Consider the following 1,396-nt stretch of genomic DNA (forward strand, 5'->3'; position numbering starts at 1 on the left):
TCAGACGAAGGCCGCCTCCGCGTACGCCGGATCCCGAACCGAGTGATCAAGTTCGACGGACCATTCGACGCCGGACGTTAAACGCCAAGCTAGGGCGTGTTTCGAAAGTGGATTTTGAGCTGTGAATGATCGTCGTTCATGGGACGGGGAGATCTCACGGACGAACAATGGGCACTTCTGGAGCCCTTGTTGCCGAAGGGCACGAGAGTAGGTCGGCCGCCTGTCTGGTCTCGGCGGCAGTTGATTGACGGCATACGGTTCCGGGTCCGGACCGGTGTGCCTTGGCGAGACGTGCCCGTTGAGTACGGGCCGTGGGGTCGGATCTACGACCTGTTCCGCCGGTGGCAGCGAGACGGTATCTGGCACCGGGTCCTCACTCGGCTTCAGTCTTTGGCCGACGCGAACGGCGCGATCACGTGGGACCTGAGCGTCGACTCCACAGTGTGTCGCGCCCACCAGCATGCCGCAGGGGCCCGCAAGCAGGGTGATCTGCAGAAGGAATCACCAGGTGGCGTGTTCGCCGAGCCGGGTGATCACGGGCTGGGACGTTCACGCGGCGGGTTCACCACAAAGCTTCACCTGGCCACGGAGCAGGGCCAGAAGCCCATGTCGATCGTGATCACGGCTGGGCATCGCGGCGACTCACCGCAGTTTGAACCAGTACTGAAGAATGTCCGCGTGCCCCGCATCGGGCCGGGCCGGCCGCGCGTCCGCCCTGATCGCGTGCGTGCTGACAAGGCATACGCCTCCCGCAAGAACCGTGTCTACCTGCGGCGCCGCGGAATCCGCTGCACCATCCCGGACAAGGCCGATCAGGCGCGCAACCGCCAGAAGCTCGGATTCCGCGGTGGCCGGCCGCCACACTTCGACCCGGCCGACTATCGCGAGCGGCACGCCGTCGCGTGTGGGATCAACCGCCGTAAGAGACATCGCGCCGTCGCTACCCGATACGACAAGCTCGCTGTCCGGTATGAGGCGACCGTCCTCATCGCAGCGATCAACGAATGGTTGTGATCAGGCTGGCAGGCTGCGAGCTCGCCAAGAAGTGGCCACTCAGACTCGGTCGAGGACAATCTGACCGTCCTCGGTGAGTCGTCGCCAGAACGTGCCCTCCGACTCGTGGACAGCCTTCGTCGCCTCCACGGCATCTGGAGTCTCGAGGATGAGCTCCCAGTCCCCGTCCCGGGGAGACCCCTTCGCTGTCCCGTACACCTGATACATCTGGTACCTCCTATTCCGACAAGGCTATGAGGTTCACCAAGGGCAGCGCAGCGCAGATTCAGGTACTTCCGATACACGCCCTAGCTTGATCTTTAACCTGTGCGGCGGGGTCTCGGGGTTGTTGTCTTCTTCGTTTGTCGTCTCGTTGGTTGTGTTTTGCGGGGTGTGTGCACGT

2 protein-coding genes are annotated in these 1,396 nt (G+C 63.3%); one reads left to right on the top strand and one right to left on the bottom strand.

Going from position 1 to position 1,396, the window contains the following annotated elements; all coding sequences use genetic code 11:
- Window positions 1-138 precede the first annotated feature (138 nt).
- On the top strand, window positions 139-1,014 hold the full coding sequence (locus ABZ070_RS37365) for an IS5 family transposase (protein ID WP_356640655.1): 876 nt from the start codon (window positions 139-141) through the stop codon (window positions 1,012-1,014).
- Window positions 1,015-1,053: 39 nt separating this feature from the next.
- Here ABZ070_RS37365 and ABZ070_RS37370 read toward each other — a convergent pair whose 3' ends face one another.
- Window positions 1,054-1,221: a hypothetical protein gene (locus tag ABZ070_RS37370; protein ID WP_356640657.1), complete on the bottom strand. Its 168-nt coding sequence runs from the start codon at window positions 1,219-1,221 to the stop codon at window positions 1,054-1,056.
- Between the last annotated feature and the right edge of the window lie 175 nt (window positions 1,222-1,396).

The organism is Streptomyces sp. NPDC006283, assembly GCF_040613325.1.
Lineage (GTDB): Bacteria > Actinomycetota > Actinomycetes > Streptomycetales > Streptomycetaceae > Streptomyces.